The organism is Pseudoalteromonas citrea (genome assembly GCF_000238375.3).
GTDB lineage: Bacteria > Pseudomonadota > Gammaproteobacteria > Enterobacterales > Alteromonadaceae > Pseudoalteromonas > Pseudoalteromonas citrea.
Window position 1 is genome coordinate 77,469 of sequence record NZ_AHBZ03000022.1, and the last position, 26,262, is coordinate 103,730.

Genomic DNA, 26,262 nt, shown 5'->3' on the forward strand with positions numbered 1-26,262 from the left:
TACGATAAATAACATGCGATTTTTTACCTTAATATTGCTCACTGCAATGAGTTTTTTAGGCCATACAGCTGCCCCAAAAGAGATTTTTTGGGACGATTTAGTGCCTAAAGGGCACGTACAGATCAGTAACCAAGATGCTGCAAGCCATGATGGCGCAGACCAAAACTGGGTTCAGCCTGACTTGAACGCACCAGTCGTAAAAAGCCTAGATGGGCAATCCGTAAGCCTGCCCGGGTTTGTAGTGCCACTTGAAGGCGATAGCGAGATCATCACTGAGTTCTTATTGGTACCTTACTTTGGTGCTTGTATTCATGTGCCGCCACCGCCACCGAATCAAATTGTGCATGTAAAAATTAAAAATGGCGTCCCTATTGATAGCCTATATGATGCCATCACTGTAACTGGCACAATCAAAGTAGAAACATGGAAAGGTGAATTAGCGCAAACAGGCTACACCATGCAGGCCGTCGGGGTAGCCCCTTTTCAGCTATAAATAACATTCGCAAAAAATTAATGGCTCAATCAAAAGTGCAGTAAAAATAACGTATTACTGCACTGTTTAATTATGCTGGACGAGTTATTTTAAACACCTCTCCCAAACTGGCATACTCACCACCGCCTAATCGCGCGATCGGATCTAACGCGAGTGCATCCACCTTACTGCGCCCTTTACTATCCATCTCAATAATCTCGTCGTCAATATACGCATGTGTCACTTGTACAAACATCAACTTCATTGGCAGCTCGCCCATCTCCACCACTTTATGCAGCTTACACGCAAACGCCACTTTACATTGCGCAACTCTGGGCAAAGCTGAACCTGAAAAATCGCTCAGCGTTAAATCTAGTGAGTCCAATTCAGATTGGTCGTTAGGTAAAGTCGCTGCCGATAAAGTCACTTCATCCGCTAAGCGGCTGTCTGCAATATGAATAACCACCTCTTCGGTGGCTTCAACATTTAATGCAGAATCTTTGTATTCACCACAGGGCTTTACACCCACCGCATACATCAACAAAGCGGGATCAGAACTGACTGCTGTGAAATACGAAAATGGCGCTAAATTCAATGTGCCTTTTTTATTTTTAGATAATACCCATGCAACAGGGCGAGGTACCACAGTTTGCGTTAACGTATGGTATACCTTATTTGCTGACAAACTCTCAAAATCAAGGATCATAAAACACTCTAAATAGACATTTATAATAATAATTTAAACTAAATAGTCGCGAATATACTTCATCTACGCAACTTACATCATACTAGGTCGCAAATCCTTCAGGCATGGTTGTTTGATGGCCATTTACTGAAAGCTTTTTAATGATTCTCTCTTCATTTGGATAGGCTTTAATGAGTGCATCAGCAACCCCGGCTGTAAAACAACTACCGGTAAAACCAGGTGCCATTGTGCAACCAAATAACGCATACTGGCCGCCTTCGACTAAACAGCCACCCTGCCACACTCCCGCAGGAATACGGTATTGGCAGACTTGTCCATTGGCAAAATCAGCACCAAGCACCACTTGCTCAGAGCGACCATCCGGGTGTAAAAGGGTCAACTCAAGTGGGTCGCCACCGTAAAAATGCCACACTTCGTCAAAGGTCAGCTTATGAAAACACGATACGCTAGTTAGGCTGTCACAATACAATCCTATCATTGCCGTACCAACGGGCTCACCAAGTGCATTATTGCAACTAGAACGCCATGTACTTTTAAATAACGTACTTTCAACTGGTAAACGTTCAAACCGATAATGCCGTAATACCGCCATGACCTGTGGCGTAATAGGTTGATGTTTAAAATGTACCAGTTCACACACATCAACAATTGCATCACGATTTAACACACCATAAATATGTGCAAACAAACTCGTTGAATTCATGCTGAGTGACGGTGCTTCATAACGCACCTCAGCATCGAGTAAAGTCGGGTCAATCACCAATAAGGATAGGGCTGTGTGATCAGTAAAAAATTGGCTAACAACGTCATCAACTTGGTGATATTCACAAGCATGAATAAAGCCTTCTTGTGTTAACGAGGCTGGCACATAACTTTCACTCGATACAATGGCTGGCGTGTCAGCCGATGGGACAATGACAAATAGCGCGTTAATGTGTGCCATGACTTTTCCTTCATTAAACCTCAATAAAGACCATATCATGGCATTAAATCACTCAGTAGAATATGGTTTTTTCTGCTGAGTGATAAGCACCCTCTCTCTGATATTAAGCAAGCAGCAGTTAGTTTGGCTACTTGCTGTCTTTACCTAGATAATGAATGATGACAGGCTCAGAGTAATTCGGCGCATGGTCGTAACTAAATACACCATAGTACTTACTCAAATCAGCATTACCAAAGTTATCCAATGTATACGTATCAGGCCCACCATACAGTTTCACGCCATCAAATGGGGAGCGAGGTGGGTGAAAGCGGTTTCTCACCACAAAACACCCGACTAAATCACCGCTGTCAGGATTGTCCCACATAAGTTTTACCACCCCATTTTCAATCTGTGTTTGCAAGTTAGTTGGTGCTGGTAATGGTTCATTACGACGTTCGATATAATTAATATTGAGCGTTGCAGCCTGCTCTGCATGACAATCGGCCCAATTCACTAAAGCATTACTTGCTTGAGACTCAGCCGTCGCACGAATGATAAAATAATACGGTGTTTGTGCTTTATGTAAACGCGCTAATTCTTGCAACGAGTAACTATCAAAAATAAAGTTATGTGCGGTACGCTCTTTAAGTTGCTCATTACTCACTTCATAGCCAATATATTCAATTTTTTGCCGCTGCTTTACATGTTTAAAATCAACATCTTTTAGCTCAACCAACTCAACCGTAAAGCGGACATCTTTCGCTGACGACAAACTATTGCGGCTATATAATGTTAAACAGGCCTGAGTAAAAACGGTTCTGAGCGGATCGAGCTGTTGCAGGTGCTCAAAGGCTAATTGCCCATACACAATATTGCCCTGCGCATCAAACCCTGACGCCAATTTATCATTCACGACTTTATCTTGATAAATGGTATTACAAGACGCAACTGTTAATGCCACGGCTTGCTCAGGCAACTGATAAATCAGCTCTAAGTTAGGCCGATAATGTAAACCACTGCCAAATGGTCCATAGCCAATGTCAAATTGCATCACTTGAGAGTCATTACCCAGTGGTAGCGTGTCTGGCCCCTGTAGGCGCAGTAGTAAAGTTTTGTCACTGAGTAACTTATTTAACAATGTACGTTCTACACCGTTGAATACCCACTTTAACCAAATACCTTGTGTCATTTTGTCAGACTCGATAGTTTGACCCAAAGTATGTAGCGGTGTCGCGTCGATAATCTTATTAAAGTCGTAAATATCATCAATTTGAGATGAATCTAAAATTGAGATTGACCACTCGCCATATTTTTCTATTTTGGTGGCAACCCGATTCATGGGATATAAAAAAAACTGCGCGGTTTCAATAGTAGAACCTACTGGAATGGTACTTAAATCATATGCCACGACCCCCAAGCTGACGCCGCGGTTTTTATCAACGCCAATAAACATCGAGTTATAGCCAAAATGCTCTTTGTTCTTCGCACTAAAATTTTGCGACAAGTAACCAACTTGCTCCCTCGCTGGAAACAGCGTACGCCCGCATTGATGCGTTGCTAATGTGGTTTTTAAACGCAATTCAGGGCGAAACGGGGACTTAATTTTAGTGACTTTATCGACCGCTCGAATATTATAAAAATAAAAATGGCCACTTTTTAATTGAGTATCAATAAAGGTCTGAGACTTAGTTATTGCCACTAAGTTTTCTTCCGTGCATGGACTTTTATTATGTTCACTACGATAGACTTCAAAATAAATATCATCACGCTGATCATACTGCCACTGCAATTCAACCGTGTCATGGGTCACACTACCAATGGTAAAATCGAGCACCCGACTCGGTGCCAATGGCGAATAATTAATAGCTTCACTTAACGCATGCACCACCGCGGGAATATTCTCAGCCACACTTTGCGACATATTCTTCATATAATCAGGAATATTGCGGGTGCCTACCTCAACGACCGTGGCAATAATGCCTTTTCGATAGTAATACTCTCTGCCACTACCATGGATCAGTTGCGCGGGGGGCTTGCCCCGGTGGATACCATATTGTCGCCCCGTGACTTTGCGAATTTCATTATTCATATTTGCGCAGAGTACATTTAAGTCTGTGCCTTCAATTTCCACTTCATGATTGAATTTATGCGCCGGAAAAAACACATTACCTTGTGAGTGATAATCTAACGCAATACGAATGTTGTCATGTGATTCAACAAAGTCTCTAATCGCACACGTTTCTGGTTCAGAAAACGCATGCGGGCCGCCATAGGTATTCGTATGCGTGTTCTGATTACGCATAAACTTGGCATCAAAATTTCGGTTCAAATCCACACCAAAGGTACCATCACCATTATTACGACGGTTTTTACGCCAAAACGAAAAGTGATTACGAGAATATTCAAACCCATCTGGGTTCAAACACGGCACCATATACAGTGTATTTCGCGTAAGTGCAGTTTGTAACTTAGGGTTAAAGCGGTAGTTGTCGATCACATACTCTATAAATTTAATCGCTAACTCATTACCTATCCATTCTCGGGCATGAATTGATCCTGTGTAAAGCAAAGCAGGCTTATCATCAGCATATGTCACATCTAATGAGACAGTCACAAGCATTATTGGCCGCTCTTCCCAAGTTTGACCAATACTTTGTAAGCGAATCAAATGCGGATGTTCACTCATGGCTCGCTGTAAAAAATCAATGGTATCTTGATACGAAGCGTATTGAATTTTCATAGTGTTCCCTAAAAACTAAAAGAAGCAGTAAGGCAAAAAAGCCCTGTCTAATGACACGGCTTTTCTGTGGCAACTTGCTGCCAATGCGATACAATTTTTTGTAGCTTTTTGTCTTTTAGGTTTTTCACCACACACAGTTTTTCTGGCTCGGTATTCAATACATCCACCACGCCATGCGCGCCAAATGTTTGCATGATCTCATCGATCATTTTGCCGCCAATCCCCTTTACTTGACCTAATATTGCCCGGATCTGCCCATCAGAGTAATCATGTAACGACTCCGAATTATCGTTGGCCGCCTCATCGCCACCAGCAACGCTTTGCAATATTGGTTTTGCCATATGTTCTGAGCCTTTGAGTATAAAATTGTCTTGTAAATTCCATACTTCACTTGGCCACTCTTCCTGAGATAAATATTCAGTATCGAGAATAGGATATTGGTGTTCATTCAACTGAGTAAACATTTCCCCACAATCTTGGCTAGGTGTATAACGAGAAAAGCCAATATGGCGCATTGTACGCAATAAACTTGGGTTAATTTTACCTAGCTCTTCCCAGTTATAGAGTGGAATATGAGGTAATGCAAAACGACCATCCCCCAGTAACCACATCAAATATTGTCCGATCCAATCACGAATATACGGGAAAGCAGCAAATGCCGTTGCACATTCTAGAATACGTAACTTACCATCTTTACCCAGTGCAATATCGCATGCCCAATACTCTGCATTTGCAGCCTTAGAAGTACGAATAGCCAACTCTAATACCGAATATGGGATTGCTTGATAATCCATACTTCCACCTTGACTCGTATTCGTTAGCCACTCTCCCTCTGGAGGTCTGCGCCAAAATGCACACACGGGTTTATGGCCAATCAACATTACCCGGATATCGGCTTCCATCGGCACAAAATCTTGTACATACACCGGGTAATAACGCTTTTCGCCTAATAATTGCTGAGCTTGCTCTGCGTTATCAACTTTATGGACGAAATAACCACCGTAGTTAGATGGCCCATAAGATCGTTTAATGATCTTTGGGTACTTGGCTTTAGCCAAATAGTTTTGCGCCTTTTCTGGAATATAAAAAATCTCGGTATGAGGGGTCGGCAAATCGTATTTTCGACAAAAGTGGGTGACATTTTCTTTTGATTTATTTGAAAACTGACTGTCTACTGATGGCAGAAAACGCACTTCAGGTAATGCCCGTGCAATTTCACGAAACGCTTCATAGGCAGTCGCGGGGATATTACCAATTAACACATCGATTTTTTTCTTTTTTACTTCCCTGATAAAACGCACTTTATCATCGCCCCAGTGATAGGTCACTTGTTCGATTTTATCAGGCCAGCCCTTAAAGTTAGACTTATCAAAAAAGCGCAGTACGTAATCTAAGTATAATAATCCAATTTTGGGTAATGGAGATTTTACAGTCATTTTTAGGCCACCTTGGCTGAATGAAGTGCGAGTTTGCGTTGAACCGTTTTGTCGATAAGTTCGACCATGGCATCGAGTTTGCTCTGATTAAAGTTGATCCCCAACGCCTCTTGCTCTGGCGTTGCAAATGCTGGAATTGTATTCACTTCTAGTACCACATATTCTTCTTTGTCTCGGTCATAGATGAGATCGACCCCTGCGATTTCCAGTCCCAGTAATTGCGTTGCTTTAATAGCTAAATCAATCACCTCCTGACCTGGCTCACGGATAAATACCGAGCCACCACTGGTAATATTCGTTTTCCAATCATCCTTTGGCGCTTTGCGGCCATAACAGCCCACACATTTACCATCGACAATATCAATGCGGTAATCCGTATTGTCATAATTAATAAAACGTTCTACATAAAAGTATCTAAGATCGGTGCGACTCAAAAATGGCAGCAACATATCAAGTGCCTGCTCACTATCAATTTTTACAATGCCGACCCCGCCCCACCCATCGGTTGGCTTGTATACTAACTTGCCACCAAAATCTCTAATCGCCGCTTTTAATCCATCAATATCATTTTTATGGCATAAGCGATAATCCGCAGTGGCAATACCATGACTACTTAATAAATGCGCAGTGCGAAATTTATCTTCCGCCAATGAAAAAGCATTAAAATTATTTAAGGTAGGAACAGTTTGGCTAAGCACCTGATATAAATACAACTGATATTGAGTCTGCTGCCCTGCGTTGTAACTTAAAAATGCATCGAGTTGCTCCATAGCCACACCATTACACACAATCTCACCTCCTTGTGCGCGTGCATCGCGTAAGTTCAACCCGGTACTGGTTTGGATCCCTCGTTCAGCCAATGCATGAACCAGTTTGTGTTCGATGGCTGAGCCACCACCATTTTCATACATCCAAATACCAACATGAGGTGCTGTCACAATTGTCTCCTTGGTGAGCTGCCTAGATTTTAAACTGAGCGCTAATTTAAAAGGTTTTATGTGACATATTTTTGACCAAATGTGACCGAAAAAATTTGTTCATAAAAGCTTCACTTTAATGCAACTGGATCTAGCGAAGATCTGCAACAACGTAACTCAGGGAATCGATAATGATACAGTTAAATTTTGACGAACTAGCAGCACTTATCCGCTGTAATTCACACAGTAAAAATAAAGTAAATGTCGACCAACACGGCGAACAAATGATCGAGTTACTCGCCCCTCTCGGGTTTTCATTGACGCGCTATCAACGAGACACCATTGGCGACCATTTATTGTTTCATACACCAAAAAAAGCAGGCCGCAAAGTGCTGCTACTCGGCCATTTAGATACTGTATTTCCTGAAGGTACATTCACGCAATTTCATCAAGACAGTGAATGGGTGTATGGGCCTGGTGTCTGTGATATGAAAGGGGGTAACTTTGTTGCACTCAATGCCCTACGAGAACTTCGCAAACAGTGTGGCCCATTATTTAACATCGATCTTTTACTGGTCAGTGATGAAGAAATTGGCAGCGATGACAGCCAAACACTCACTACTGAGCTGGCCAAAAACTATGATGCCTGTTTAGTGTTTGAAGCAGCTGGCAAAGATCATGAAGTGGTTGTTGCCAGAAAAGGCATAGCCACGTTTGATATTACAGTAACAGGGAAAGCGGCCCATGCAGGAAATCACTACAGCGATGGAATTGATGCCAATTTTGCGCTGGCCAATTTACTACTGGAAATGACGAGCCTGACAAACCTCAAGGTGGGTAGTACCGTTAATGTCGGAAAAATCACCGGAGGGCTTGGTGCAAATACTATTTCACCTAAAGCCAGTATGTTAGTCGAAGCACGCTTTACGACACAAACAGAGCAACGGCGTTTACTCAACGGTATTGAAAACATCTGCTTAGCGATTGAAATTACCGGTGTAGAAATTAGCATCAGTGGTGGCCTGCAACGCCCGGTCATGGCACCGACTATGTCACAAGAGGGCTTACTAGACGAAATCGCGGATATCTTAGAGCACCCATTAAGTGTAGAGCATCGAGGAGGCGTCTCTGATGCCAATACAGTATCTGCAGCTGGCACACCGACAATCGATGGATTTGGTCCTTATGGCGATGGTGACCATACGGAGCATGAGCGTGCTCTTAAATCGAGTTTTGAACTACGTACCGCACAAGTCAGCCAAATACTGGCGAAATGGTGTTATGAGACGAATTTAAAAACACCGCCTCATCAAGCATCTGCGCTTGCACCCTCATCATAAACCATCAAAGCCTGGCATCACTTTTGGCATTTACTGCAAAATATGGTGCTGCGCTGCCCTAATCTCACTTCTTGTAAAATCGTTTCACAACTCACACAAGGCTGACCTTTTCGACCGTATACCAATAACTGCTGTGCAAAATAACCCGGTTTACCATCTGATTGCGAAAAATCTTTTAGCGTGGTGCCCCCTTGCTCAATTGCCGCTGCTAACGTGTCTTTAATGATAGGAGTCAAAAGCTGGAAGCGTTTCAATGATACCTTACCGGCCTCTTTCTGTGGATGGATCCCCGCTTTAAAAAGAGATTCATTGGCATAAATATTCCCTACCCCAACAACAACATGATTATCCATAATGAACTGTTTAATCGCCACCTTTTTGCCACGTGAACGTTCATACAGGTGCACCGCGGTAAAGTCGTCGGTTAATGGTTCAGGGCCCAACTTAGCAAACAACGTATGATCACACTCCGGTGTTTGCCACAAACATGCGCCAAACCGGCGTGCATCATTCAACCTCAACGCCTTACCATTGGCAAAATGTAGCTCCACATGATCATGCTTTTTTAACGGTTCATCAATCGGCACAATACGTAAATGACCTGACATCCCCAAATGCAAAATAACACTGCCTATGTCGGTGTCTAACAATAAATACTTAGCTCGACGACGCACATTCGTGATTTTGAGCGTTTCAATGGTTTTAACCTCATCTGGCACAGGCCAACGAAGTTGCGCATTATGAATAAGTACTTTGCTTACAACTTGCTCGGTAATATGTGGTTTTATGCCTAAACGGCTCACTTCGACTTCTGGTAATTCAGGCATTGTATTCTCTGTAATGTATTTTTAGACCTATCACTGTTGTGACTAGTCAATGTCTAACGGTATAAATAGTGCTTGAGCTACTTCTTTGGGCACATGTAACCAAAGCTGCTGCTGTTTATCAAACAAATAGTATTGCCCTTGTTCGAGATACAACTGATAACTAACAGGTAACTCCTGACCAGCCAACCAAAATCGCGCCACGGTAATGGCTTTATCCGCACTCAAAGTCACATCAGCCACCTCTAACTCTACTGTTAACCAATGATTGACCAACGCTTGCACTTGCTCTGGTTTTGCTTGCCACGGCCCATCTATACGCCACGATGTACCAATTCGCTCAATTTTATAGCCAGGAAATGCCAAGGTAAGCACAAAACTTTGCTCTGGCAGTAATTGTTGCGGTCCACTGATTTCGTTACTGGGGTTTAATTTATGATGTATCCCATTGAGAAAAAAAATCATCAGCAGCATCGAAAAAATCACCACGTTATTCCACGCTTTACGACTAAGGCCCATTAACTTTCCTTTAAAAAATGATGTCTGCAGTGTAGCTAGATTTAACGACACAAACAAACATCACAGACTCAATAGAGCACACCTTAATACGATAATGTACTACCGTCACAATAGCTCAGCGCATGCCAAGCATCATAAGGACCGGCCTCATCAGGCTGAAAATTGTAACTCCAATGTTTGACTTGATAAATGATGCCTTGAAACGATACACGCTCCCCTACTTGTGCGTAGGCATGCTCACTTTGCCATGGTGACGCAGCGCACCCACCAAGCCGATAGCCTACAGTAAATGGTAGACGTAATTGTCGGCCGAAATCCGCCGGTAATTGGTGAATATCATCGATATCATGGATAGCAATACTCCCTTTACCTTTACGTTGATTTAAAAAAGGAAAAGCTAAGCCATCTTTCTCAGAGTCGTTAACCTCTAATGTATAGCAGCCCACAGGTATATCTAAATCTAACCGGTGCTCAGCTGACGCATTAAACTGTGACCACTGCTTTAGTGCTTCGCCCTTGCTATTTTTTATCGTCACGCTTGTTTCATCTGCAAACTTACCACTAAGCAAATATAATTGCGCAGAGTCACTGATCGATAACGGCGCTTCAATACGACTATACACAAGGTTATTACTGTCAATTTCATCTTGTGCTGTTGTTGCGCGTACCATCATGTTCGCGTTCTCTGGTGAGAAAATCCCCCAAAAACGTGCTGGTAACTGCACCACTTGACGTTCGTTTGGGTGTAATGCGCCTTGCCAAGTAAATTGGTGTTGTTGAGTGACACCATATGTGAATTCAATGTGGTTAATGACCGTCTGACCTTGATTTCGCACGGCAACTCTAACATCTGCGCAACTTTGGTTAAGGCGGCTGTCAATAGCGCTATTCGGGGTGAGGATCTGCTCAACAGCCAAGTCAGTATCAACTGTAATCGCTTCATATGTAGTCAACACTGCACTCACAATATATCTTGGCGCATCTGAGCCATACTGAGAAGGCTGCCAACTAAAATTTTGCCAATCAATATCTAACGTCGATTGAGATTGTTGAGTATCAAGGCTATAGATGAAAGGCTCAACGATTTCCCCTGGGCACCAATTTGCCCGCGCATAAATATACGTACCACCTTGAGGAAAAGTCGTACTCTGATCACAATCAGTGCGCCATAAGGCCGTACGCTCTACTAAATTCGCATTGTATATCACATCAAAATAGCGCTCACACCACTCACCACATAGCTGTGGTTGCTGAGCTGGATTATCATACGACAAGGCATGACCATGGGCCGAAACAATGACATTTAACTCAGCCTCAATCTCATCAGCAGTAAACGTGAGTGACTTTTCAGGCAAGTAGTGTGCAAATTCACCAGCCGTTTTATAAGGCCAACCTGCTGGCTGAGAGTAATAGACTGGGATAACGCGATGCACCTTACGCGTCACTGCGCCTCGTGCTAGCAACTTAGCACTAAAACCAAACGCTGATTTTTTTGCGCCCCACCCACCATAATGGGCATTGAGCACCCCTTCTCCTTTTAACACCGGTGCTAAATGCGAAATATCAAAAAGATATTTTCTAGTCCAAGTGCGATCAAATCCATGCATCCCTCTTTGCATATACCCCGCATACGGTGTAATTAAACGACCCAATTCATAACGTTCACCCTCTTTTAGCCATTCAAAACGAACGGTATAATCCCAATCGCTACACCCTTGTGCAGCACACCCAAGTTCTACTTCTAAGAACTGCTGTTGCTCAAGGTTTGCATCACTGGGCAACGCGACCGCATAGCTATGATCCCCATGCTGTGTAAATGATTGATAAGATATGAGTTCTGTTTGTGAGTCTGCATGTAACGCAAACACCTTGCTCGAGCACATTGCCAGTATGCTGTAAATCAGGGCATATTTAATTAATGTCATCCTTTATCCTTGTTAACAAAAAGTAACAAGGATACCCTTAAATCATAAAAATACCATTAAAGTCACACCACTAAAAAGGGCTAAAACGGCGCTCCATTCTTGCTATATGTTTATTCGCTAGCACTTATGTCTAATTTAACGATACAAAGCTATTTTATTACCAACATAGTTTGATAGAATATTGGCCAAAATTTAAGGAGCTCCGTCCATGGCAATGTATGTAGTGGGTCATAAGATCCCAGATTCAGATTCTATTTGTGGCGCAATTGCACTTGCGTATTTAAAAAACCAAATTGGCGAAGCCGCCGTTCCAACACGTCTTGGTGATGTTTCTCCTGAAACACAGTTTATCCTTGATCGTTTTGGCTTTGACGCACCAGAGTTAAAACTGAGCTATGCGGGCGAAGAAGTTTATATTGTAGATCATACTGAAAAGACACAAGCGCCAGATGACATTGACGAAGCAACTATCGTCGGTGTAGTTGATCACCACAAGCTCGGTGATTTAACGACGTCAACACCATTAGAGTGTTGGATCCGTCCAGTAGGCTGTAGTAATACCATCATCAAAATGATGTACGACTTTTACAGCGTCGAAATCCCTAAAGATATCGCTGGTTTAATGTTATGCGCAATCTTAAGCGACACCGTTATTTTTAAATCACCAACTTGTACAACAGCCGATATTAAATGTGTAGAAGCACTCGCTGATATTGCTGGTGTTGCAGATGTAAAAGAGCTTGGCATGGACATGTTTAAAGTGAAATCTGCGGTTGAAGGCACGCCTGCTCGTGACCTAGTAATGCGTGACTTTAAAGATTTCAATATGAATGGCAAGCTCGTTGGTATTGGTCAATTAGAAGTTATCGACCTGTCTGTATTTGACGATATCAAAGCTGATTTAGAAGCGGATATTGCTAAGTTGAAAGAAGAAGGTGGCCGACATTCTGTATTGTTACTACTTACCGATATCATGAAAGAAGGGTCACAAATGCTGATCGCTTCTGATGATGAAAGCATCATTGAAACAGCTTATAAAGTAACGCCAGAACAAAGCCGTGTATGGCTTGATGGCGTACTAAGCCGTAAAAAACAAGTAGTGCCACCACTACAAGATGCATTTGCCTAAATAGCACATGTACTATAAAAAAACCGAAGCAATTGCTTCGGTTTTTTGTTAATTTCACAATATGCCCACAGTTATTATTGAACCAGGTATTTTGGCAGTACAGACTCATGTACTCGATACCACAAGCCACCAGCACACCTTGCAGCAAATCACCTTACCGATTGGCTCAGTACACCTTAATGTGACGACTGCACAAGGCATACAAAGTTACAATAACACCGCCATCATTATTAAAGAAAGTGTCCCGCATCAGCTGACGATGCACGCTGGCTGGGTCATACTTATCGAGCCTACTAGCCAGGTGGGGTTACAAGTGAGCGCTATGCTCGCAGGGCAAGAAGCATACTTGCTGAACATACCTCATGCGCCCGATGAATTCAGTCATCTACCGACCCTCCTTGGCCTATGTAACTTACGCTTTCAACAGCAAACTCATCAATATGACCCACGGATCAGTCAATTACTTAAGCACCTAGATCAATGTTTAGCTGGTACTTGTATTAAGCCTGCGCACTGGTTGGCCAAAGACATTGCTCAACAACTTAACCTCTCGCAAAGTCGGTTTTTACATTTATTCAAAGAAAATATGGGCCTTGCATGGCGTCCATACTTGTTATGGCGTAGGCTTATTTGCGCCATCACGGCATTGCAGGCAGATCACACCGCAACACAAGCTGCGTATATGGCAGGGTTTTCCGATAGCGCCCATTTAAGCCGCACGTTTAAAAAACAATTTGGCATTACCTTACAAAAACTCCTTTCTCAGAATAAGTCTCAATAGCCTTTTTGACTAAAAATCACAAACCAAAATAGATCAAAAAACAAACAAATATTGACTAAAGGTTAAATAAATGTGACCTTAGTGTTCCCACAAGTTCATGTGGGCTACAACTAGGACTCTGTCCCTTTCAACCATTTAAAAGGATTAATTTATGAAGAAAGCACTCATACTGGCTTTATCACTATTCTCGATGAACATCTTTGCGAATACCACCGACTTCACGATTTCGGCCGAAAAATCAGGCGTTAAAGGCTCCTTTGCCACTCAAGAGCTCACAGTTAGTAAGTCAGATAAAAGTAATCGCATTAACTTCACAGCGTCAGGTTCAGCGGCTGATGTCTTTCATTCGACAATTGAATATAAAGGCAATATATTTCAACTTGAACTCGATAATGTGAACAAACAGGTTGTCATAAATGGCTTTACTCAACAAAAATCTGCACTTGTTGTTACCAAAGAGGTGCAATCAGATATTAAAAAAATGTTACATGCAGCCCAATTAAATGCTGACAATATTAGTAGCTTTCAATCAACACTCGACAGTGAATCAAATATAACGTTATTAAAGTTTTTCGAATTTTTAGCCACATACCCAATTAATCAACCTATTCAACAAAAATTAAGTGCCGCTACAGGCCCACAAATCCAAGGCTGGACAAACATTTGCAGCTCAATGGGCAGTAGAAAAACAGCAGTCTGGGATCTAGATCGCGGTTCAGTCAAAAGAAAATCTTATGTTGTTGGTGGTCATGGATTTTGCGCAGGGCGCTGTGGTGCTGGCTGTCCTACATTTGGTGACGGACAATATACCCAAGATTGCTTAAACCACGATGCATGTGCCGATGTAGAAGGTGAACAGCTTGGCAACTGTAGTGATGAGTGGCGTGCTGCATCTGACGATTTCTGGTTCTCACCAGATTGTGAAACGCCACATTCATCTTAATAATTTACTACTCATACAGAGCATGCTTGCCTCTGTATGAGTTTTTCAGAAGTAGTGTGTAAATTACCTGCAAACAAGTAGCTAGTTTGTTCAATTATCGACTTTAAAACTAAGGCAAAGTACCTCTATTAACTCAGAGGAGAAGTACCATGCAGCAATATTTGCTAGATACCCATTTATTGAACTATACCCATCATCGCATTCAAACATTGATCACACAAAAGCAGTGGCTATCACTTGATCAACAGCAAGCGCTCACAGCAATTTATAATTTCGTGATGGATGATATTAGATTTGGTTACAGCAGCGAAGATACGCTAAACGCATCAACAGTTTTGCACCAAGGCTATGGTCAGTGTAATACCAAAGGAACGCTACTTATGGCGCTATTAAGAGGCGTCGGGATCCCTTGTCGATTACAAGGGTTCATCATCAGTAATAACTTAAAACAGGGTGTTGTGCCGAGGTGGATTCTTACGTTGGCGCCTACTCAGATCATCCACAGTTGGGTTGAAGTATACCTCGATGGTACGTGGTTAGAGTTAGAGGGCTATATTATTGATAATACGTATTTAGCTGCAATTCAATCGCGTTTTAAAACACATCATGGTCGTTTTGTTGGCTATGGCATTGCCACGCCTTGCCTGCAAAAACCCAAAAATCAATTCTACGGGCAAAGCACATATATTCAACGTGATAGCATTATATCCTCATTAGGACATTTTGAGGATCCAGATAGTTTCTACCAGCAGTATCAGAACCTATCTGGCACAAAAAGGTGGCTCTATAAATACTTGCTTCGGCATATAATTAACCAACGAATAGCTCAGCTAAGATATTCGGTGACGTAATTTGATAAATTAAGAGCGCTAAATATAAGGAAATACCCATGTTACATACAATAAAAATGCGAAAGTTAGCAATATTTTTCGCAGTATTGGCCATATTGCCTTTACTCATTTTGCTAAGTGCGGAGCTCGTTTCAACCTTACTAAAGTGTACCGTCAAAGAAGTATTGCCTACAGATTGCAAGCTGTTTAATTATGATATAGGAATGATATTAGCAGTGGCTTACACCGCAGGATGGGCTGTATTGTTAACATTACCAACGGCCGGCATAGGCGCATATATCTGTTACATAAAATCATTAAAAACAAGTCGTACTTCAGAAAATAAAAATGGCGCTCAATAGCGCCATTTTATCAGTAAGAAAAACGAGATTATTTATTACGATTTTCTTTGGTAAATGCTCTTAGCTTACGCTTTTGCGACAGCGTCATCTTATTGGTACGACCTGAGAATGGGTTATCCCCTTCTCTGAATTCAATCTTTATCGGTGTACCCATGATATTCAGCGCTTTACGATAATAGTTCATCAAATAACGCTTATAACTATCAGGTAAATCGTGTACTTGGTTACCGTGTATCACGATCCTAGGTGGGTTATAACCCCCAGCGTGAGCATACTTGAGCTTCACGCGGCGACCACGTACCAAGGGGGGTTGGTGATCCGCTTGTGCCATATCCATAATACGGCGCAGCATCGCAGTACTGATCCGCTTAGTCGCAGAAGCATAAGCTTCATCAACAGACTCAAATAAATGACCAACTCCAGTGCCATGTAATGCCGAAATAAAATGCAAACGAGCAAAATCAATAAATCCTAAACGGCGGTCTAGTTCGGTTTTAATGCGATCTTTTACGTAATCATCAAGGCCGTCCCATTTATTGACAGCAATCACCAATGAACGACCCGCGTTTAACGCAAAACCTAGTAAGCTTAAGTCTTGATCAGAGATACCTTCACGGGCATCCACCACAATCAACACCACGTTGGCATCTTCAATGGCCTTCAATGTTTTAATGACTGAGAATTTCTCAACAACATCACTAACTTTTTTACGCTTTCGAACACCCGCAGTGTCAATCAACACATACTCGCGTTCATTGCGCGTCATTGGAATATAAACTGAATCTCGGGTTGTACCAGGCATATCGTAAACAATCACCCGCTCTTCACCCAAAATACGGTTGGTTAACGTCGATTTACCTACATTTGGACGACCAATAATGGCAAGTTTAACTGGCTTGTCTTCAAACCCAGTCTTACCATCTTCGTGTGCCCCTTCTTCACCTTCTAGGTAAAGCTCCGCAAGGTCTGCGTCATCCTGTGCAAGTTCATCTTCTTCAGCGGCTAATTCAGCAATAACAGGCTGTAACGTCAAGTCTAACAGCTGAGTAATACCACGGCCGTGCGCTGCGGCGATTTGATACACCTCGCCAATGGCTAATTGATAAAATTCAGCACAATTAGAGTCTGCATCAATACCATCCGTTTTATTCGCAACAAGAAAACACTTCTTTTGTTGTTTACGAAGGTGCTGTGCAATAGCCTGATCCGCGGCGTTCATACCTGCTCTGGCATCCACTAAAAACAAGACAATATCCGCTTCTTCAATCGCGAGTAGCGACTGTTCAGCCATCTCGGTTTCAATGCCTTCTTCAGAGCCATCAATACCGCCGGTATCCACTACGATAAACTCATATCCATCGTAACTGGCTTGGCCATATTTACGGTCACGTGTAAGACCAGGAAAATCCGCTACCAACGCGTCACGAGTACGTGTTAAACGGTTAAATAGCGTGGATTTACCCACATTAGGTCGCCCAACAAGAGCGATCACAGGAAGCATAGACTACCTCTTTAATAAACAACAAAAGGCTTCGCAAAGCGAAGCCTTAACAAACTTAATAATAACTAAGTGTTATGGAATTTTAACGGCGCTAACTTCACCATCTCGGGTGTATATAATTAGCTTGTCGCCAGCAACCACAGGCTCAACAAAGAAACCTGAACTATCAAAACTCTCTCTTGATACCAGCTGGCCACTTTGTTTATCTAACCAGTGTAGGTTGCCTTCTTGATCACCTACCACTAAATAATCTCCGGCAACTGTTGGCGTGGTTAAATACCATCCACGTAAAGCAGGTTGGCTCCAACGTTCAATACCAGAGTCTTTATCTAATGCATAAACAACACCTTCGCTATCTACAATATAGATGGAATTTGATTCAATGCTAAAATCTCTGTAACTGCTGTATTCGCGTTTCCAAATGACATTACCATTTCGTACGTCTACAGCTGCCAAATTCCCATTATAAGCAATCGCATATACATTAGCGCCACTTACAATCGGTTTAGTGTCAACATCTACTAACCGCTCAAATTCTGATGCGCCTTTTGCAAGCGCAACATCGGCACTCCAAGCAGAATAACCATTTTCAGCAATTAAGACCGATAGTTTACCACTTTCTTCACCGAACAGCACACCACCATTTGCACTTGTTGGTGAGCTTAAACCACGTAGTGTTAAAGCAGGCACTTCTTGCTCATGACGCCAACGCTCTTCGCCCGTATCTGGGTGCAATGCGAGTAATTTACCTGAACCTAAGTTTACGTAAATTAAGCCATCCCCAGCTGCAGGAGAAGACAACGCTTCACCAGGTACTGATTTGCGCCAAACAATCTCACCAGACTCACGATCTAACGCAATGACTTCGCCGTGCTCAGAACCAATATAAACCTTACCGAATGCTTGTAAGATTCCGCCAGAAAGCTTTGCACTGTCACTGTCTTCCCAAGGCCAAAATACTTGGTTTTTACGTGTTTCAGTTTCCCACAATGTGTTACCGGTATTAATGTCCAGAGCTTTTACTTCACCATTGCGTTCAGCGACAAATACGACGTCTTCATATACTGTTGGTGTAAGGCGTGAAAAATAATGCTCAACGCCATTACCTATACTTTCTTGCCAAGCAACCTGAGTCTCAAATTGATTATTTATTTCAGGCAGAACTAAAACATCTTCATCGTCGTCACTCGACGAACACCCACTCAACAACGACGCCATACATAGCGCCAAAGTGGCTAAACTAAGCTGTTTCATATTAGCTCCTTATGCTGCAGGCTGTGCAGTGGCTAAATCATCTAGCTTGTTTTGCAATAACGTATTATTGGCATCTTCGCTGGCGCTAACCGCCGCTTGATAATGTGTACGGGCTGACTGCTTATCGCCTTTCTCAAGGTACACGTCACCTTTAATTTCAGAGACTTGCGCATTAAAGCTAGCCGGCATCGTAGTATTTAACGTTGCTAATGCTTCATCTAGCTTCTTTTCTGTTAGTTGAATACGCGCCAAGCGTGTTAAAGCCGTTGCTTTAAGCTCAGGATTCTTAACTGTATCAGCCGCAAAACGTAGCTTTTCAGTCGCAACACTATACTGCTGCTTATCAACCGCTTCTTTTGCCGCAACAAATGCAGCTAATACCGCATAATTTGAATCACCATTGTTGGCAATAAATGACTCAGCACTTGCTAAAACTTCTTCACCTTCGACGATATCACTATAAGCATTGGATGCAGCTTCAGCACTGGTGATTTGGCTCTGGTTATACGCTTTCCATCCATATAAGCCCCCTAAACCCAGTACAATACCTAAAGCCAGCGATACGCCATTATCGCGGAAAAACTGCTTAATCGCTTCTGCTTGTTGTTCTTCTGTTGAATAAATTTCCATTGTTACCTCTTATCCAGCCAAGTCTGCAAGTAAGATTTTCACTTCTGCAATCGACAAGGTCAGTTGTTCTTTTTGTTCGCGAAGATACTTAACGGTTACTTTACCTTCAGCTAATTCATCTTCACCTAAGATTAAAGCAACTAAAGCATCACTTTTATCAGCACGTTTTAATTGTTTTTTGAAATTGCCGCCACCAGCATGCACCATAACACGTAATCCAGTTACGTCGCTACGGAGTTCCTCAGCAATCACAGGTGCTTGAATACTGGCTTTTTCACCCATAGCAGCCACATATACATCTGCGTTACGGCGAATATCACCCACACAGTCTAGTTCTTGTAGCATAAGTACTAAACGCTCTAGCCCCATTGCAAAACCAACTGCAGGTGTTGCTTTACCGCCCAGTTGCTCAACTAGGCCATCATAACGGCCACCAGCACAAACGGTGCCTTGCGCGCCTAAACTATCCGTTACCCATTCAAATACCGTGCGGTTGTAATAATCTAAGCCACGTACCAGCTTTTCATTAACCTGGTATTCGACGCCAGCAGCATCTAAACGTTCACATAAATTTGCAAAATGTGCTTGAGACTCTTCATCTAAATGCTCTGATAGCTTCGGGGCATTTACCAAAATAGCTTGCACATCTGGATTTTTACTGTCTAGCACACGCAATGGGTTTGAGTGCATACGGCGCTTACTGTCTTCATCTAAGTGTTCAATATGCTGCTCTAAAAATGCCACCAGCGCATCTCGGTACTCTGCGCGCGCTTCGTTTGACCCCAGAGAGTTAAGCTCCAAGCGTACATGATCCATAATGCCAAACGCTTGCCATAAACGCGCGGTTAATAAAATAACTTCCGCATCAATGTCAGCACTGGCCATACCAAATGTTTCCACACCAAACTGATGAAACTGACGGTAACGGCCTTTTTGTGGGCGCTCATGACGAAACATCGGGCCCATGTACCATAAACGTTGCTCTTGGTTATACAACAAACCGTTTTGATTGCCTGCGCGAACGCATACCGCGGTACCTTCAGGTCGCAAGGTGAGGCTATCACCACTACGATCTTCAAAAGTGTACATTTCTTTTTCAACGATATCGGTTACTTCACCAATAGAGCGCTTAAATAAATCAGTAGATTCAACAACAGGAAAACGGATCTCTTGATATCCATAAGACGCCACCGTTTGACGTAATGTTTGTTCTACTTTCTGCCAAATCTGTGTAGTACCTGGCAGACAATCGTTCATTCCACGAACTGCCTGAATTTGTTTCGCCACTGAAAATCCTAACTAATAATTATTAAAACTGATACAAGCACGATAAACGCACAAGAATGCGTTGAAAATTAATCGCTCATTATACCCTGCTCGCTTAAAACGTAAACGACTCTAGACCGATAATCCATGTATGAACCGTTTCGTTACTGTATTTATTCGACTATTTTTATGTCTATCGTCGGCTCTGCTTCTTTTTTAGCGACAAAGTCGCGTACTTGCGCTTCGAGTTGCTCAACAATATTGTCATTATCGATACGCATTTTTTGACGCTCGCCATTTATATAAAGCCCTGAACGACGGTTTGCACCGGCCAGCCCAATGTCACTAATTAAAGCTTCTCCAGGCCCATTCACGACACAGCCAATGACGGATACAGACATCGGCGTTACGATGTCTTCTAAGCGCTCTTCAAGCTGATTCATGGTATTTACAACATCAAACTCTTGGCGTGAACAACTTGGGCACGCAATAAAGTTAATGCCACGCGAACGAATACGCAGTGATTTTAAAATATCAAAACCCACTTTAATTTCTTGAACTGGATCAGCAGCCAATGACACCCGCAGTGTGTCGCCAATCCCTTCAGCTAGTAGCATACCAAGGCCAACTGCTGATTTCACCGAGCCGGATCTAAAACCGCCTGCTTCCGTGATCCCTAAATGTAGAGGCTGATCTATTTCTTTTGCCAACAACCGATAAGCGCCAACAGCCAGAAATACATCAGACGCTTTTACGGATACTTTAAACTGATCAAACTTCAAACGCTGTAATATTTCAACATGGCGCATCGCAGACTCAAGTAACGCTTCCGGTGTTGGCTCGCCATACTTTTCTTGTAAATCACGTTCTAATGAGCCGCCATTGACTCCAATACGAATAGGGATGTTACGTTCACCCGCCGCATCAACCACAGCACGTATTCTGTCTTCACTACCAATATTTCCCGGGTTAATACGCAAACAATCTGCGCCATACTCCGCTACTTTAAGCGCTATGCGGTAATCAAAGTGAATGTCTGTTACTAAAGGAATATCAACTTGCTCTTTAATACTCTTAAAAGCTTCAGCCGCATCCATGGTCGGCACTGACACACGAACTATATCAGCCCCAGCATCTTGTATCGCTTGAATTTGCGCGACCGTAGCATCAACGTCCATAGTATTGGTATTGGTCATTGACTGCACAGCGATAGGCGCGCCATCGCCAATAGGCACGTTGCCTACATTAATTCGAGTCGATTTTCTGCGCTTAATAGGAGATTCTGAAAACATGACGGTTACTCTGCTAACGGTAATTTAAATTTTGCTAATCGGTTTTTCGGTAGGGCTGTCAAATCGATAATCTTGCCATCTAATTCAACCTCCACCATTAAATGCTTATTAAGTACCACTGAAAACGGTGCTTGCCCTTGCACTGTCATCGTATACCCGGATTTTTTAACGCCAAACGCCACACGTTCTTGTGTTGCATCAAATATCTCAACCCAACTATCGTCACTAAAGCGCATAACAATGGTGCTTAAACCTGTTGTCGTCTCAGCCTCGCTTGCGACACTTGCTAATTCAGTCACGATAGGTTGTGAGGCTTGCTCACTCGTCGCGAGTGTATCAACAGTCACGTTCGAAGTTTGTGCCAAGTCAACCGGCTGTGTAGCAACAGCCTCTTCAGCCATGGGTTGCGTATCTTCAGTCGCTACGATAGCTGGCTTAGTTGTTGCGCTCACGAGGGCGGTTTGACTCACTTCGGGCGTTGATATTGTGTTACTCGATTGCCACCACCAAATGCCAGGCGCGCCAAGTATGATCACTAAAATAACGTAACTAATGATCATGAGACGATTATCACTGGCCTCTTTTTCCGTTCTTCGTGAAAAACTTTGCATATGCTTGGCTGTGACCTGTACCTCTGGCGTTTTAAATAGCGCAAGCGTATCTTCAACGGGTAGGCCTAGAACTGCACAATAACTTTTCAAATAGCCACGGACAAAGGTCTGTGGGCCTAACTTATTATAATCATCTTGCTCCAATTGGCGGATCTGTTGTGGGCTCAGTTTTAAACGCTCAGCCACCTCTTCAACCGTTATTTCAGCAGCTTCACGCGCTACCAGTAAGGCACGCCCTAATGACGGAGTTATTTCTTCGGTTTCGATTGATTCTTGATTCATAAAACGTAACTATTCGGATCTACAATAAGTAAACTATGACCTTCGGTTAAGGCCACATCAGGTGTCAATTTGTTCCATCGCATTAAATCATCGATCTGCAATCCATGCAGAGTCGCTATATCAAATAAGGTGTCATCCGATCGTATATTATGAGTGATCTGCGGGTTATTTAAAAACACCTTCTGCCCTGCTGATACTCTGTCAGACGCTTTAAGGTTATTCCACACTAATAGTTTGGCCATTTTAATGTCATATTTGACTGACAAACTAAATAAGTTCTCAGCCACTTTCACAACATGAAAAGGTACACTGGGTGCACTTAAGTCGGCGTTAAGTAACGGCAATTGACTTTGCACTACCGAATTTTGCACTGTGGCCGTACCACCGCCTGCAGCCCTAGCATTAATAGCTCTAGGCTGTGAAAAAACCACTTCTGTCGGGTCTGGTGTATAAAATTTCACGGTACTGCCCGCAGAGGCATCTCTTTTTGTTGTCTCACCAAACGATATCACCCTGACTTCATCTTCGGTGGCAGTATCACCAACCTCAGCAGCAACTAAAGCAGTGTCTGTACTAATCGGCTTAGCCGTCAATATTTGCGGCTCATCTTGAGATATAATACCCATTGAGCGTGAACTCGGTGTGAATTTATTTACATCGTTGCGCAACGACACACTCGATGCCACTGTATTTTCTGGTGCATTATTTACAGTATCAAGTTTCGTTAAGGTCTGCGCTTTTTTGCGGGTGATTTTGATCTTTGGCTCACTCACGACATGCGTCATATTCGTCGCGGTAATTTCCTTGACCTGCGCTTGCCGATACTGTTCTTTTAACTTTTCAAACTCAGAGCGATTAAGCTCATCGCGCAATATCAGTGAGGCCTGACGTGAACTCGGGTAATTTTGTATTAAGGTGTCTGATAACGTTTGTGCTTGTTGTAAATGCCCCATCCGCTGATGCAATAAATGTTCTAGCAATAAGGCACGCGCCGACATAAAACCTCGTTCACGATACACCTTTAAAACATTTTCGGCTTGGTGTAAGTCACTTTTTGCATAAAACAATGCCGCTAAGCCAATGAGCGCAGAAGGTCGCCTCCCATTATGCTGAACCGCACTTTCTAAATACTCGAGTGCAAGAGGGAATTTGTCTTGCTTAACTGCGCATAGAGCCAAATTTTCATAACTTTGAGCAACACGTAAATAGCTAGGAATATTAATCGCTTTTAAAAGCTGCTCTGACGCCTCGTCATACTCCCCAATCCGGCACAAAAACGTACCATAATTGTTCAACGCGTTCGGATCATTTGGATTCAGAGATAAGGCTGTTAAATAGGCCTTTTTTGCCCACTGTTTTTCATCAACTTGTTCGTAATAATAAGCTAGTGCATAGTGAACTTCAGGCAGTTTTGGTGCAAAGGAGGCGGCGCGTTCTAGGTTAAATTTCGCTTGAGTGGTATTACCGGCATTAAGATATTGGAGTGCCAGCGCAATGCGGGTTTTCGCTGCATCTTGATTATTAACTGTATTTTTTGCACTGGGGTTATTACGCGTAACGGAGCTCGTTTCAGTGACGCACCCTGATAAAAAAAGCAAAACCACAGATAATATTAAGCAAGAACGCATGCACCACCCATTATGTAAGAACATCGAGCCTCTATATTACCTAAAAGCCCTTATGTTTCATCTGTTTTTTAGACAAAAGGGCTTTTATAAACTGATTTGCTTAACTGGCCTTTACAGAAACCGCAATGGCATTGTCTTCTCGCATCTGCTTTTTAGCCAAACGTTTCGTTCTGTCGACAACGTCGCCGACTAATTGCCCGCACGCTGCATCAATATCATCGCCACGTGTACGGCGTACAATACAGGTTAATCCTGCAGCTTGCAGCACTTTTGAGAACCGATCAATTCGGCTATTGCTTGAACGACCATACTCATTTCCTGGGAACGGGTTAAATGGGATCAAGTTAATTTTTGACGGGGTCCCTTTTAATACTTTCACAAGCTCGTGAGCTTGATCTGTACTGTCGTTAATTCCTTGCAGCATAACATATTCAATGGTGACATCTTTGTTCGCTTTAGAACCATCAATGTAACGACGACACGCAGCCAAAAACTCTTCAATTGGGTACTTTTTGTTAATTGGCACCAACACGTCACGTAAATCGTTCGTTGGCGCGTGTAATGAAATAGCAAGCGCCACATCAATACGCTCTTTCAAAATATCAAGTGCAGGAACAACCCCTGAGGTACTCAAAGTTACACGACGCTTAGATAGACCAAACGCCCAATCATCCATCATCAGCTCCATTGCAGGAACAACATTATTTACGTTCAGTAGCGGCTCGCCCATCCCCATCATTACCACGTTTGTCACGGGGCGTTTAGTGCTGTCGCCATCATGTAGGCCGATATCTTTTGCAACACGCCACACTTGACCAATAATTTCAGACACTTTTAAATTACGGTTGAAGCCCTGCTGAGCCGTCGAGCAAAATGTACATTCAAGCGCACAGCCAACCTGTGAAGACACACATAGCGTAGCTCGGTCTTTATCTGGGATCCAAACGGTTTCAACTTCTTGACCACCTTCAAGTACCAACGCGTACTTAATAGTGCCATCACTGGCTTCTTGTCGAACTGAGATCTCTGGCGCAACAATTTCACAATCAGCTGATAATTTTGCCTTGAGCTTTTTATTGATATTGCTCATTTGCTCAAAATCATCAATACCAAAGTGATAAATCCATTTCATCACCTGATCTGCGCGAAACGGTTTTTCTCCGTACGATGCAAACAGTTCGCGCATCCCCTCGCGATTTAGATCAAGTAAGTTAATTTTTTTCTCAGTAGTGGCCATGAAACAACCTCAATTCAGGTGACGGTATAACAACGATAAGGTAGCCGTGCATTGTACAAAAAACAGGCAAAATTAACAATCATTGTTGATTGCTTTGCAAAGAGCTTATGTCTAAGACAGGCTAAACATTTTGCAAAACATACGACAATTAGAGACGAAAAAAGGGCTCGAAAGCCCTTCTTTCATTTGCTTACGCTCGATATTAACGAGTACGTGGGCAAAGCTCTTCTTCTGCGAAGAAGTAAGCGATTTCACGAGCAGCAGACTCAGGAGCGTCTGAACCGTGTACCGCATTCTCATCAATGCTATCTGCATAGTCAGCACGTAAAGTACCAGCTAGTGCTTCAGCAGGGTTAGTAGCACCCATGATTTCACGGTTTTTAAGTACTGCGTTCTCACCTTCAAGAACCTGAACCATTACTGGACCAGATGTCATGAAAGAAACTAGGGCACCAAAGAAAGGACGCTCTTTGTGCTCTGCGTAGAAACCTTCAGCTTTCTCTTGAGAAAGGTGAACCATTTTAGAAGCAACGATCTTAAGACCAGCTGATTCGAAACGGTTATAGATTGCACCGATGTGGTTTTTAGCTACCGCATCAGGCTTGATGATTGAAAAAGTACGCTCTAAAGCCATCTTTTTTGCTCCAAAATAGTTTATGAATATTAACGGCCGCGAATTATACGCTTTTTAGTAGAAAAAGCCTACTAGATTCGC

General features: G+C 42.8%; 24 protein-coding genes. 7 read left to right on the forward strand and 17 right to left on the reverse strand.

Annotation, left to right across the window (positions count from 1 at the left end; genetic code table 11):
- The first annotated feature begins 13 nt into the window (after positions 1-13).
- Entirely contained in the window at positions 14-493 is a 480-nt protein-coding gene (locus PCIT_RS14875; protein ID WP_010364144.1) for a DUF3299 domain-containing protein, read from the forward strand.
- A gap of 70 nt (positions 494-563) precedes the next feature.
- Here PCIT_RS14875 and PCIT_RS14880 read toward each other — a convergent pair whose 3' ends face one another.
- The 5 genes from PCIT_RS14880 to PCIT_RS14900 form a co-directional block, all read right to left on the reverse strand.
- Positions 564-1,178 carry a flavin reductase family protein gene (locus PCIT_RS14880; RefSeq protein WP_010364146.1) on the reverse strand — a complete coding sequence of 205 codons (615 nt, stop codon included), beginning with the start codon at positions 1,176-1,178 and terminating at the stop codon, positions 564-566.
- 82 nt (positions 1,179-1,260) lie between these two features.
- Entirely contained in the window at positions 1,261-2,121 is an 861-nt protein-coding gene (locus PCIT_RS14885) for a cupin domain-containing protein (RefSeq protein ID WP_010364147.1), read from the reverse strand.
- A gap of 127 nt (positions 2,122-2,248) precedes the next feature.
- Complete coding sequence (locus PCIT_RS14890) at positions 2,249-4,840, reverse strand: M14 family zinc carboxypeptidase (protein ID WP_010364149.1); 2,592 nt, start codon at positions 4,838-4,840, stop codon at positions 2,249-2,251.
- A 47-nt stretch (positions 4,841-4,887) separates the two neighbouring features.
- Positions 4,888-6,276, reverse strand: coding sequence for an ATP-grasp domain-containing protein (locus PCIT_RS14895; protein WP_010364151.1), 1,389 nt, complete (start codon positions 6,274-6,276; stop codon positions 4,888-4,890).
- Positions 6,277-6,278: 2 nt separating this feature from the next.
- Positions 6,279-7,214 (reverse strand): ATP-grasp domain-containing protein, encoded by a 936-nt coding sequence (locus PCIT_RS14900; protein ID WP_010364153.1) that lies wholly within the window; start codon positions 7,212-7,214, stop codon positions 6,279-6,281.
- A 170-nt stretch (positions 7,215-7,384) separates the two neighbouring features.
- Between PCIT_RS14900 and PCIT_RS14905 the strand changes: the two genes are divergently transcribed.
- A complete protein-coding gene (locus PCIT_RS14905) occupies positions 7,385-8,533 on the forward strand; it encodes a M20 family metallopeptidase (protein ID WP_010364155.1) in 1,149 nt (382 codons plus the stop codon).
- Between the two features lie 17 nt (positions 8,534-8,550).
- Here PCIT_RS14905 and mutM read toward each other — a convergent pair whose 3' ends face one another.
- The 3 genes from mutM to PCIT_RS14920 all read right to left on the reverse strand — a co-directional run bounded on the left by mutM (position 8,551) and on the right by PCIT_RS14920 (position 11,801).
- Positions 8,551-9,360 (reverse strand): bifunctional DNA-formamidopyrimidine glycosylase/DNA-(apurinic or apyrimidinic site) lyase, encoded by an 810-nt coding sequence (gene mutM / locus PCIT_RS14910; RefSeq protein ID WP_010364157.1) that lies wholly within the window; start codon positions 9,358-9,360, stop codon positions 8,551-8,553.
- A gap of 42 nt (positions 9,361-9,402) precedes the next feature.
- Complete coding sequence (locus PCIT_RS14915; protein WP_010364160.1) at positions 9,403-9,876, reverse strand: hypothetical protein; 474 nt, start codon at positions 9,874-9,876, stop codon at positions 9,403-9,405.
- 83 nt (positions 9,877-9,959) lie between these two features.
- Complete coding sequence (locus tag PCIT_RS14920; RefSeq protein WP_010364163.1) at positions 9,960-11,801, reverse strand: peptide-N-glycosidase F-related protein; 1,842 nt, start codon at positions 11,799-11,801, stop codon at positions 9,960-9,962.
- Between the two features lie 208 nt (positions 11,802-12,009).
- On the opposite strand from PCIT_RS14920, the gene PCIT_RS14925 reads away from it, so the two are divergent.
- The 5 genes from PCIT_RS14925 (at position 12,010) to PCIT_RS14945 (ending at position 15,846) form a co-directional block, all read left to right on the forward strand.
- On the forward strand, positions 12,010-12,930 hold the full coding sequence (locus tag PCIT_RS14925; protein WP_010364165.1) for a manganese-dependent inorganic pyrophosphatase: 921 nt from the start codon (positions 12,010-12,012) through the stop codon (positions 12,928-12,930).
- A gap of 61 nt (positions 12,931-12,991) precedes the next feature.
- Positions 12,992-13,711 carry an AraC family transcriptional regulator gene (locus PCIT_RS14930; protein ID WP_010364167.1) on the forward strand — a complete coding sequence of 240 codons (720 nt, stop codon included), beginning with the start codon at positions 12,992-12,994 and terminating at the stop codon, positions 13,709-13,711.
- A gap of 151 nt (positions 13,712-13,862) precedes the next feature.
- Complete coding sequence (locus tag PCIT_RS14935) at positions 13,863-14,654, forward strand: DUF8213 domain-containing protein (RefSeq protein WP_010364170.1); 792 nt, start codon at positions 13,863-13,865, stop codon at positions 14,652-14,654.
- 149 nt (positions 14,655-14,803) lie between these two features.
- Positions 14,804-15,505, forward strand: coding sequence for a transglutaminase-like domain-containing protein (locus PCIT_RS14940; protein ID WP_010364172.1), 702 nt, complete (start codon positions 14,804-14,806; stop codon positions 15,503-15,505).
- A 38-nt stretch (positions 15,506-15,543) separates the two neighbouring features.
- Entirely contained in the window at positions 15,544-15,846 is a 303-nt protein-coding gene (locus PCIT_RS14945) for a hypothetical protein (RefSeq protein ID WP_010364173.1), read from the forward strand.
- Positions 15,847-15,874: 28 nt separating this feature from the next.
- Here the strand turns inward: PCIT_RS14945 and der are convergent, their stop codons facing one another.
- The 9 genes from der to ndk form a co-directional block, all read right to left on the reverse strand.
- Positions 15,875-17,347 (reverse strand): ribosome biogenesis GTPase Der, encoded by a 1,473-nt coding sequence (gene der, locus PCIT_RS14950; protein ID WP_010364174.1) that lies wholly within the window; start codon positions 17,345-17,347, stop codon positions 15,875-15,877.
- A gap of 72 nt (positions 17,348-17,419) precedes the next feature.
- The gene (gene bamB / locus PCIT_RS14955) at positions 17,420-18,601 is read right to left on the reverse strand and encodes an outer membrane protein assembly factor BamB (RefSeq protein WP_010364176.1); all 1,182 of its coding nucleotides are present in this window, start codon (positions 18,599-18,601) and stop codon (positions 17,420-17,422) included.
- Between the two features lie 9 nt (positions 18,602-18,610).
- The gene (locus PCIT_RS14960; RefSeq protein ID WP_010364178.1) at positions 18,611-19,231 is read right to left on the reverse strand and encodes a YfgM family protein; all 621 of its coding nucleotides are present in this window, start codon (positions 19,229-19,231) and stop codon (positions 18,611-18,613) included.
- A gap of 9 nt (positions 19,232-19,240) precedes the next feature.
- The gene (gene hisS / locus PCIT_RS14965; protein WP_010364180.1) at positions 19,241-20,518 is read right to left on the reverse strand and encodes a histidine--tRNA ligase; all 1,278 of its coding nucleotides are present in this window, start codon (positions 20,516-20,518) and stop codon (positions 19,241-19,243) included.
- A 152-nt stretch (positions 20,519-20,670) separates the two neighbouring features.
- Complete coding sequence (gene ispG, locus PCIT_RS14970; protein WP_010364182.1) at positions 20,671-21,789, reverse strand: flavodoxin-dependent (E)-4-hydroxy-3-methylbut-2-enyl-diphosphate synthase; 1,119 nt, start codon at positions 21,787-21,789, stop codon at positions 20,671-20,673.
- Positions 21,790-21,794: 5 nt separating this feature from the next.
- Positions 21,795-22,682 carry a RodZ domain-containing protein gene (locus tag PCIT_RS14975; protein WP_010364185.1) on the reverse strand — a complete coding sequence of 296 codons (888 nt, stop codon included), beginning with the start codon at positions 22,680-22,682 and terminating at the stop codon, positions 21,795-21,797.
- Positions 22,679-24,310 carry a type IV pilus biogenesis/stability protein PilW gene (gene pilW, locus PCIT_RS14980; protein ID WP_010364187.1) on the reverse strand — a complete coding sequence of 544 codons (1,632 nt, stop codon included), beginning with the start codon at positions 24,308-24,310 and terminating at the stop codon, positions 22,679-22,681. The genes PCIT_RS14975 and pilW overlap by 4 nt, the downstream gene beginning before the upstream one ends.
- A gap of 100 nt (positions 24,311-24,410) precedes the next feature.
- Positions 24,411-25,547, reverse strand: coding sequence for a dual-specificity RNA methyltransferase RlmN (gene rlmN, locus PCIT_RS14985; RefSeq protein WP_010364188.1), 1,137 nt, complete (start codon positions 25,545-25,547; stop codon positions 24,411-24,413).
- Between the two features lie 202 nt (positions 25,548-25,749).
- Entirely contained in the window at positions 25,750-26,181 is a 432-nt protein-coding gene (gene ndk, locus PCIT_RS14990; protein WP_010364190.1) for a nucleoside-diphosphate kinase, read from the reverse strand.
- Positions 26,182-26,262: the final 81 nt, after the last annotated feature.

What these genes read in the sequence shown, in the direction of transcription:
- PCIT_RS14875 (WP_010364144.1), top strand. Translation starts at nt 14, where the DNA reads ATGCGATTTTTTACCTTAATATTGCTCACTGCAATGAGTTTTTTAGGC.
- PCIT_RS14880 (WP_010364146.1), bottom strand. Translation starts at nt 1,178, where the DNA reads ATGATCCTTGATTTTGAGAGTTTGTCAGCAAATAAGGTATACCATACG.
- PCIT_RS14885 (WP_010364147.1), bottom strand. Translation starts at nt 2,121, where the DNA reads ATGGCACACATTAACGCGCTATTTGTCATTGTCCCATCGGCTGACACG.
- PCIT_RS14890 (WP_010364149.1), bottom strand. Translation starts at nt 4,840, where the DNA reads ATGAAAATTCAATACGCTTCGTATCAAGATACCATTGATTTTTTACAG.
- PCIT_RS14895 (WP_010364151.1), bottom strand. Translation starts at nt 6,276, where the DNA reads ATGACTGTAAAATCTCCATTACCCAAAATTGGATTATTATACTTAGAT.
- PCIT_RS14905 (WP_010364155.1), top strand. Translation starts at nt 7,385, where the DNA reads ATGATACAGTTAAATTTTGACGAACTAGCAGCACTTATCCGCTGTAAT.
- mutM (WP_010364157.1), bottom strand. Translation starts at nt 9,360, where the DNA reads ATGCCTGAATTACCAGAAGTCGAAGTGAGCCGTTTAGGCATAAAACCA.
- PCIT_RS14915 (WP_010364160.1), bottom strand. Translation starts at nt 9,876, where the DNA reads ATGGGCCTTAGTCGTAAAGCGTGGAATAACGTGGTGATTTTTTCGATG.
- PCIT_RS14920 (WP_010364163.1), bottom strand. Translation starts at nt 11,801, where the DNA reads ATGACATTAATTAAATATGCCCTGATTTACAGCATACTGGCAATGTGC.
- PCIT_RS14925 (WP_010364165.1), top strand. Translation starts at nt 12,010, where the DNA reads ATGGCAATGTATGTAGTGGGTCATAAGATCCCAGATTCAGATTCTATT.
- PCIT_RS14930 (WP_010364167.1), top strand. Translation starts at nt 12,992, where the DNA reads ATGCCCACAGTTATTATTGAACCAGGTATTTTGGCAGTACAGACTCAT.
- PCIT_RS14935 (WP_010364170.1), top strand. Translation starts at nt 13,863, where the DNA reads ATGAAGAAAGCACTCATACTGGCTTTATCACTATTCTCGATGAACATC.
- PCIT_RS14940 (WP_010364172.1), top strand. Translation starts at nt 14,804, where the DNA reads ATGCAGCAATATTTGCTAGATACCCATTTATTGAACTATACCCATCAT.
- PCIT_RS14945 (WP_010364173.1), top strand. Translation starts at nt 15,544, where the DNA reads ATGTTACATACAATAAAAATGCGAAAGTTAGCAATATTTTTCGCAGTA.
- der (WP_010364174.1), bottom strand. Translation starts at nt 17,347, where the DNA reads ATGCTTCCTGTGATCGCTCTTGTTGGGCGACCTAATGTGGGTAAATCC.
- bamB (WP_010364176.1), bottom strand. Translation starts at nt 18,601, where the DNA reads ATGAAACAGCTTAGTTTAGCCACTTTGGCGCTATGTATGGCGTCGTTG.
- PCIT_RS14960 (WP_010364178.1), bottom strand. Translation starts at nt 19,231, where the DNA reads ATGGAAATTTATTCAACAGAAGAACAACAAGCAGAAGCGATTAAGCAG.
- ispG (WP_010364182.1), bottom strand. Translation starts at nt 21,789, where the DNA reads ATGTTTTCAGAATCTCCTATTAAGCGCAGAAAATCGACTCGAATTAAT.
- PCIT_RS14975 (WP_010364185.1), bottom strand. Translation starts at nt 22,682, where the DNA reads ATGAATCAAGAATCAATCGAAACCGAAGAAATAACTCCGTCATTAGGG.
- pilW (WP_010364187.1), bottom strand. Translation starts at nt 24,310, where the DNA reads ATGCGTTCTTGCTTAATATTATCTGTGGTTTTGCTTTTTTTATCAGGG.
- rlmN (WP_010364188.1), bottom strand. Translation starts at nt 25,547, where the DNA reads ATGGCCACTACTGAGAAAAAAATTAACTTACTTGATCTAAATCGCGAG.
- ndk (WP_010364190.1), bottom strand. Translation starts at nt 26,181, where the DNA reads ATGGCTTTAGAGCGTACTTTTTCAATCATCAAGCCTGATGCGGTAGCT.